Origin of the sequence: Prauserella sp. PE36, from assembly GCF_003311655.1 — a bacterium.
Classification (GTDB): Bacteria; Actinomycetota; Actinomycetes; order Mycobacteriales; family Pseudonocardiaceae; genus Prauserella_A; species Prauserella_A endophytica.
Genome location: NZ_QEQT01000046.1, coordinates 142519 through 149546 on the forward strand (window position 1 = coordinate 142519; position 7028 = coordinate 149546).

Below are 7028 nucleotides of genomic sequence, written 5' to 3' on the forward strand. Positions count from 1 at the left end.
CTTCCGCCTTCCTCCCTGTTGGGTTCGAGTTCAGACGACGCCATCCGCGCGCAGGCGGGCGATCTCGGCCTCGGTGCGGTGCAGCAGGCCGGTGAGCACGTCGTCGGTGTCCGCGCCGAGCGCGGGGCCGAGCCAGCGGATCTCGCCGGGGGTGTCCGACAGCGACGGGAGCACGCCGGGCACGGCCACGGCCCCGATCCGGGAGTCGGCGAGGACGATGTTCTCGCGGTGCCGGTACTGGGGATCGGCGAAGATGTCGGCGACCGAGTGCAGCGGTCCCGCGGGCACCTGCGCCTCGCGGCACCGGGCGAGCACGGCGTCGCGGGTCAGCGTTGCGACCCAGGCGGACACCAGCTCGTTGACCCGGTCGCGGGCGGCGAGCCTCGCCGGTGTGGTGCCCAGCTCGCCGGGGTCCGCCAGCTCGGGCTGTTCCATGGCCTTGGCGAGCCTGGCGAACATGTCGTCGTTGGTGCACGCGATCGCGATCCAGTGCCCGTCACCGGTGCGGTAGTGGCTGTGGGGCAGGACGTTCACCGTGTCGGCGCCCATCCGCTCCCGGACGAACCCCGACTGCTGGTACGCGGGCACCAGCTCGTCGAGCGCGCGGAAGATCGTCTCGTACAGCGCGAGGTCGATGCACTGCCCACGTCCCGTGGTCTCCCTGGCGCGCAGCGCCAGCAGCACGCCGATCACGCCGTAGAGCCCGGTGACGTAGTCGGCCAGCGACGTCGAGCCGGGCGTCACTGGTGGACCGCCGGGCTCGCCCGCCAGCAACGCCAGCCCGGAGAAGCCGTGGGCGATCCTGGCGAAGCCGGGCAGGTCCCGGTTGGGCCCGGACTGCCCGTAGGCCGAGACACGCAACAGGATCGCGCGCGGGTTCAGCTCCTGGATGACGTCGTAGCCGAGGTTCAGGCGCTCCAGCACGCCGGGTCGGAAGTTCTCGATCACCACGTCCGCGCCGGCGATCAGCTCCCTGGCGAGCTCGGTGCCCCTCGGGTCGCCGAGGTCGATCGTGACCGACCGCTTGTTGCGGCTCTCACTGAGCCACACGAGCGTGTCGCCGCACGCGGTCGGGGTGCCGAAGCGGCGCAGGTTGTCGCCGGTGCCCGGTCGTTCGACCTTGATGACCTCGGCACCGAACTCCCCGAGCACGGTCGCGCAGAACGGGCCGGCCAGGTAGGTCCCCAGATCGAGAACCCGGATGCCGTCGAGTGCGTGCATGGTTCGCGCTTCCCGTCAGCCCGACCAGGGCTTGTCGTCCCACGCCCGGTCGAGCGGTTCCATGCCGCCGCCGAACGGGAAGAACCCGCGCTGGGCGTAGGTCTCGCGGGCGACGCCGTGGCCGACCTCGTTGAGGAAGGCGCGTTTGAGTTCCTGGGTGAACAGCTGGCGGGTGTAGCGCAGCACGAGAGGAGGGCGCTTCACGAGCTCGTGCGCGAGTTCCCAGGCCCGGTCGAGCAGCTGGTCCTTCGGCAGCACCTCGGCCACGGCGCCCCAGTCGCGCGCCTCCTGTGCGCTGAGCTTCTTGCCGGTGAGCAGCAGGTAGCGGCCGCGGTTGTGTCCACAGAGGAAGTTCCAGATGATGTGCTGCCCGTCGCCGGGCACCTGGCCCCGGGGGAAGTGCGAGACGTCCTGGAACCACGCGTCCTCGGAAGCGAGCACGATGTCGCCCATGAGCGGGACCTCGGAGTGGATGTTGCAGGGCCCGTTGACGGCGCTGATCATCGGCACGTCGACATCGAGGACGTTGAACTGGAGATTGCGGTTGTACCAGGCCTTCTCGTCGAGCTTCCACAGCCCGCGCTCACCCGGCATTGCCTGGTAGACGGGCTCTTCGGGTGGCTCGCCGTTCGGCAGCAGTCCCCAGTCCGCGTTGTAGTTCTCGCCGGTTCCCGTGTGGATCAGGCACTTGATCTCGCGGTCGCCCGCGACATCGGCGAAGGCGTCGGCCATCTCGTCGTGCGCCTTCCAGTCCCACACGAGGCTGCCGCCGTCGGTGTGGCACTGCATGAGCAGGATGCCGTCCTCGCTCAGCTCGAACCGGTAGTTGGCGTACCGGTTCTGGTACTCGCTGAACCTCGTCCGCTTGACCATCCGTGCCCCTTCCACCATCGGAGAAGCACATTCTCCGATATGGAGATGATATTCTCAAGGGGTGACGACGAAGACGCGTTCCTTCCGCTTCGCGGTGCAGGCCACCAGGGCGACCTCGGCGGCCGAATGGCGTGACCTCGCCAGGAGGACCGAGGACCTCGGGTTCTCCACGCTGTTCGTGGCCGACCACTACGTGGGCCGGGGGCCCGCGAGCCGGGAGGCGAGACTGCCTCCGCAGCACCTCGCGCCGATCGCCGCGATCGCGACCGCGGCGGCGGTCACCGAGACGCTCCGCGTTGGCTGCCGTGTCTTCTGCGCCGACTACCACGTGCCCGCGGTGCTTGCGAAGGAAGCGGCCACGCTGGACCTGCTCTCCGACGGCAGACTGGAGTTCGGCATCGGCGCGGGCTGGAGCGAACCGGAGTACCGCGCGATGGGAGTCCCGTTCGCGCCCGCGCCGCAGCGGGTCGCGAAGCTCACCGAGGTGGTCGCGCTCGTCAAGGCGCACTGGGCGGGCGGCGAACTCGACCACCGCGGCGAGTTCTCCACCGCGACCGGCTACACGGGCCTGCCGCTGCCGGTGCAGCGGCCGCACCCGCCGATCATGATCGGCGGCGGGCGCAGACGCGTGCTGTCGCTGGCCGCGCGCGAGGCCGACATCGTGAGCATCTCCAACGTGCCATTCGACCCCGTCGACGCAAACGGCCTGACCCCGCACCAGGAGGCGGCGCGCAGGCTGGGTTTCGTCCGGGAGGCCGCGGGCGAGCGCTTCGCCGGACTCGACATCGAGAGCTCGCCGTACTTCACCGAGGTCACCGGCGACGTGGAGGGGGCGCTCGCGCGGGTGGCCGAGCGCATGCGGGTGCCCGACGACGGCCTGCGGGAGCACCCCAACGTGCTCGTCGGGTCGGCGGGGGAGATCGCCGACCGGCTGTGCGAGCGTCGCGACACGCTGGGCGTGAACTATGTCAGCGTCCCGCAGTCACAGCTCGCCGCCTTCGCGCCCATCGCCGCCCGGCTCGCCGGTCAGTAGCGACGGGGGCGGCTGTGTCGACCAGCCCGAGCCCGGCCAGTTGAGCCACCCCGACGAGGCGAACGTGCCGCCGTCGGGGTGCAGCGTGGTTCCCGTGACGTAGGCGGACAGCCCGGACGCGAGGAACACCGCACAGCCGGACACGTCGGTGACCCGGCCCGCCCTGCCCATCGGGATCGTCACGCCGACGCCCGCGCCGGCCTCGTGGCCATTGCCCGCGAACCGCGCCATGTTGGGTGTCGGCGTGTAGTCGGGCGCGATGTTGTTGACGCGGATACCGTCCGGGGCGAGCTCGACCGCGAGGCTCCTCGCGAACTGCTCCACCGCGGCCTTCGCCGCCGAGTACACGGCGAACCCCGGGGCCGCCCGGTGCGCCTCGATGGTGGTGACGTTGACGATGCTCCCGCCGCGCCCGCCGGCCCTCATGCGCGGCACCGCGAGCGAGCACGCGTGCAGCACGTGCAGCAGGTTCGTGCGCAGCAGCGCGTCCCAGCCTTTCGGCGTGGTGTCGGTGAACGCCGCGCGGAACGTGCCGCCCACGAGGTTCACGAGCGTGTCGAGCCTGCCCCACCGTGCGTCCACGCCGGCGAACAGCGCACCGAGCGTGTCGGGGTCGCGGGCGTCGCCCTCCTGCACGAGCGCGTCGTGCCCGTCCAGCCGTTGCCTGAGAGCGCCGGCCGCCGCGCCGTCGAGGTCGAGCACCGCGAGGCGCACGCCGTTGGCGGCGAGGTCCAGTGCGATCGCCTCGCCCAGCCCGCCCGCCCCGCCGGTGATCAGCGCGACGGTGCCGTCGAGCCCGGCTCGCTCGGCGAACCAGCCCATCCCGCGTCACCCCCGTCCCGCAGGTAGGTGGCGCCGAAGCCGTCGAGGAACTCGAACGTGGCCTCGGGGGTGCGCGTGCCACTCGACACCACGATCCACGTGACGCCGGCGTCCTCGATCCGCGCGAACGCCTCGCGGTGGCGGTCCGCGTCGACCGTGGGGGAGTGGATTCCCTTGCCCTGGTAGGAGTACGCGACGTCGATCGGGTGCGGCCCCTTCGCCTGTTCCCGCAGGGCGGCGATCGTGGTGGCCAGCTCGTCGAGTGAGCCGAGCGCGGGCGTGCGCGCGGTGGTGCTCAGCTCGGCCCCGCCGCTCATCGGCATCCAGCCCTGGGCGCGCGCGGCGACGCGGCGGCGGGTGAGCGCCGAGTTCCCGCCGATCCAGACCGGGATCGGATCCTGCGCCGGGCGGGGCAGCGCGACGACGTCGCGCGCGCTGAAATGCCTGCCCTGATAGCTGAACGGCGCGCCGCTCCAGTGCAGCGGGAGCACATCCAGCACCTCGTCGAACAGCGCGTTGCGCTCCGCGAAGTCGACGCCGAGCGCATGGAACTCGCTCTTCTGGTAGCCCGTGCCGAGCCCGAGGATCAGCCGCCCTCCGGAGAGCCGGTCGAGTGTCGCCGCCGCCTTCGCGAGCAGGAACGGGTTCCGGTACGGCGCGACCGCGAGATAGGTGAGCAGCCGCAGCCGTCGTGTCGCGGCGGCCGCGTAGCCGAGCGCGACGAACGGGTCCAGCGTCTGGTGGCCGCCGGAGGCGAGCCAGCGGGCTCCCGGCACGGGGTGCTCGCTGAGCGAAAGCCCGCCGAATCCCGCGCGTTCCGCCGCGGCCGCCACCTCGTGCAGTGGCCCGGCGGCGAGCGCGTCGCCGTCAGGGCCGCCGGCCTCGGGATATTGGAAGATGAAGCGCATCGTCACCTCGTGTCCCGGTCAGCGGGCCAGGTAGCCGCCGTCGACCGGGATCGCGGTCCCGGTGACGAAGGACGACTCGTCGCTGGCGAGGAACAGTGCCGCCGCCGCGAGTTCCCTCGGCAGGCCCCAGCGGCCCATCGGCTGGGGCGGGCGCAGGTCCTCGGGCGGCGTGGAGCTGCCGTCGGGATCGGCGTTCGCCAGTCCCGTCCACGTCATGCCGGGGCAGATGGCGTTGACCCGCACGTTCTTCGTGGCGTAGTCGAGCGCAGCCGATCTGGTGAGCTGCACGACGCCGCCCTTCGCGGCCGAGTAGGCCGCCTTGCCCTTCCAGCCCACGACTCCCGCCGTGGAGGCGGTGTTGATCACCGAGCCGCCGCCGGAGGCGAGCATCGCGGCGATCCCGTACTTCATGCCGAGGAAGACGCCCTTGAGATTCACCGCGACGAGATCGTCGAAGGTCTCCTCGTCGATCTCGGCGAGCGGCCTGCTCTCGCCGCCGTACCCGGCGTTGTTGAACAGCACGTCGAGCCGCCCGAACTGCCGGACCGCCGTGTCGATCATCGCGGCGACGTCTGCCGCGCTCGCGACGTCGACCCGCACCGCGACGGCGGCGGCGCCGATCTCGGCCGCCGTCTCGTTCTCGTGACCGCTGCGGTCCGCGCAGACGACACGGGCACCCTCGCCCGCGAACAGCACGGCGGCCGCTCTGCCGATGCCGGAGCCCGCGCCGGTGACCACGGCGACCTTGCCGGCGAGCCTGCCCTCGGTCGAATGATCAGCCATACAGCCACCTTAGAGGCTCGATCTCGATAATGGGAAACGTTGTTCTCGCAATTGACCACAACGGTGAGGTAAGGTTCTCCTTAGATGAGAACGTCGTTTCCCAAGGAGGCGGGATGGCGATCCAGGACCAGGCAGCCTCGGTGCTGAGCGCGAGCAGGCACCTGCTGATCGACGGAGGGTTCGTCGAGCCGCGGCGGACAGCGCCCTCGCTCAACCCGGCGACCGGTGCGGTCCTCGGCGAGGCGCCGGACGCGGGCGTCGAGCACGCCGAGGCGGCGGTGGCCGCGGCGCGCAAAGCGTTCGACACCACGGGCTGGGCGGCGGACGTCGAGTTGCGGATCCGGTGTCTTGACCAGCTGTACCGCGCGCTGAGCGAGCACAAGGAAGAGCTGCGGGAGCTGACGATCGCCGAGGTCGGCGCGCCGCGGATGCTGACGCACGGCGCGCAACTGGACGAACCGGTCGAGCTCGTGGGCTACTACGCCGGGCTGTTGCGCGAGCACCCGCTCACCGAGGACCTCGGCGAGGCGGAGTACCAGGGCCAACGGCACCACCGCTGGATCGAGAAGGAGGCCGCCGGTGTCGTCGCCGCGATCATCCCCTACAACTTCCCGCTGCAGCTGGCCCTGGCGAAGCTCGCGCCCGCGCTCGCGGCCGGGTGCACGGTGGTGCTGAAGGGCGCGCCGGACACGCCCTTGGTGACGCTCGCGCTGGGGGAGCTGATCGCCGAGCACACCGACATTCCGGCAGGCGTGGTCAATGTGCTCACGTCATCCGAAGTGGAGGTGGGCGAACTGCTCACCACGCATCCTGACGTCGACGTGGTCAGCTTCACCGGCTCCACCGCCACCGGGCGCCGGATCCTCGCCGCGGCGAGCGGCACCGTGAAGCGCGTTTTCCTCGAACTGGGCGGCAAGTCGGCCCTGATCATGCTCGACGACGCCGACGTCAGGGCGGCCTCGATGTACGCGGCGTTCGGCATCTGCCTGCACTCCGGGCAGGGGTGCGCGCTCAACTCCCGCCTGCTCGTGCCGAGGGACCGGCACGACGCGATCGCCGAGAGCGTCGCCAAGTACCTCCGCAAGGTCTCCTACGGCGATCCGGCGGACCCGAAGACGTACATGGGTCCGTTGATCAGTGAGCGGCAGCGGGACAAGGTGGATGGGATGGTGCGGCGGGCGGTGGAGGCCGGGGCGAGGCTGGTGACCGGTGGCGAGAAGGTGGACCCGGGGTTTTTCTACACGCCGACTCTTCTCGCGAACGTGGATCCGGACAGTGAGCTCGCGCAGGAGGAGGTGTTCGGTCCGGTGCTGGCGATGATTCCGTACGAGGACGAGGACGACGCGGTGCGGATCGCCAACAACTCCATCTACGGACTCTCCGGCGCC

At 71.0% G+C, this 7028-nt stretch carries 7 protein-coding genes; 2 read left to right on the plus strand and 5 right to left on the minus strand.

The genetic code is table 11. The features are described 5' to 3' along the window. Positions 1–30 precede the first annotated feature (30 nt). Both DI005_RS08915 and DI005_RS08920 read right to left on the minus strand, forming a co-directional pair. Complete coding sequence (locus DI005_RS08915) at positions 31–1221, minus strand: CaiB/BaiF CoA-transferase family protein (RefSeq protein WP_113641815.1); 1191 nt, start codon at positions 1219–1221, stop codon at positions 31–33. A 15-nt stretch (positions 1222–1236) separates the two neighbouring features. Beyond that, positions 1237–2094 carry an enoyl-CoA hydratase/isomerase family protein gene (locus DI005_RS08920; protein ID WP_113641816.1) on the minus strand — a complete coding sequence of 286 codons (858 nt, stop codon included), beginning with the start codon at positions 2092–2094 and terminating at the stop codon, positions 1237–1239. 61 nt (positions 2095–2155) lie between these two features. On the opposite strand from DI005_RS08920, the gene DI005_RS08925 reads away from it, so the two are divergent. Then, on the plus strand, positions 2156–3127 hold the full coding sequence (locus DI005_RS08925) for a TIGR03621 family F420-dependent LLM class oxidoreductase (protein ID WP_113641817.1): 972 nt from the start codon (positions 2156–2158) through the stop codon (positions 3125–3127). Here DI005_RS08925 and DI005_RS08930 read toward each other — a convergent pair. From DI005_RS08930 to DI005_RS08940, 3 genes are read right to left on the minus strand one after another with little or no spacing between them, the layout of a single operon-like run. Beyond that, positions 3077–3949, minus strand: a complete 873-nt coding sequence (locus tag DI005_RS08930) for an SDR family NAD(P)-dependent oxidoreductase (protein ID WP_113641818.1) — start codon at positions 3947–3949, stop codon at positions 3077–3079. The genes DI005_RS08925 and DI005_RS08930 overlap by 51 nt on opposite strands. Then, the gene (locus DI005_RS08935) at positions 3901–4857 is read right to left on the minus strand and encodes an LLM class F420-dependent oxidoreductase (RefSeq protein ID WP_113641819.1); all 957 of its coding nucleotides are present in this window, start codon (positions 4855–4857) and stop codon (positions 3901–3903) included. Before DI005_RS08935 ends, DI005_RS08930 begins: the two co-directional genes overlap by 49 nt. A gap of 18 nt (positions 4858–4875) precedes the next feature. Continuing rightward, a complete protein-coding gene (locus tag DI005_RS08940) occupies positions 4876–5640 on the minus strand; it encodes an SDR family NAD(P)-dependent oxidoreductase (protein ID WP_113641820.1) in 765 nt (254 codons plus the stop codon). A 113-nt stretch (positions 5641–5753) separates the two neighbouring features. Between DI005_RS08940 and DI005_RS08945 the strand changes: the two genes are divergently transcribed. After that, a partial coding sequence (locus DI005_RS08945) for an aldehyde dehydrogenase family protein (RefSeq protein ID WP_113641821.1) occupies positions 5754–7028 on the plus strand: 1275 nt, incomplete at its 3' end.